At 32.3% G+C, this 362-nt stretch carries 1 pseudogene; it reads left to right on the top strand.

The window, feature by feature from the left end:
- Nucleotides 1–61 precede the first annotated feature (61 nt).
- A pseudogene (locus ACTHTJ_RS10980) lies at nt 62–362 on the top strand (hypothetical protein); the annotation flags it as partial.

Here is a 362-nt window from a genome sequence, read left to right as displayed (position 1 = left end):
CTGGCGGTAAAGAAACTTTTGAGAAACAGATTATTCATTTTGAAAAAATTGGAGATATAAAATGAGCTATTTAAATTTAGATGATGATATGTATTTGGTTTATGATTTTAAAAAAGATATGAAAAATAGAAAAAAGAAGGAGCATATTGAAGATACAAGATTACTGTCATTGAATGACGAAAGTATCTTTGGCATCAAAAAAGACAAAGGATTGTTTGCGTCGGATGAATGGTGGGCTAATATTGATTCCGGACAGATTATCACCAGAAGCGTTTCCGGAGTAATATCGTCAATATATGAGGCAGGAATGGAAAGAAGAAACATACCGAATAGTTTTAGTTTTATAGATGGTGAAGGCATCG

Source organism: Neisseria sp. P0018.S001, assembly GCF_051957355.1.
Taxonomy (GTDB): domain Bacteria; phylum Pseudomonadota; class Gammaproteobacteria; order Burkholderiales; family Neisseriaceae; genus Neisseria; species Neisseria subflava_A.
The sequence above is the reverse complement of the archived record's forward strand: the minus strand, read 5'-3'. Positions and strand labels throughout refer to the sequence as shown.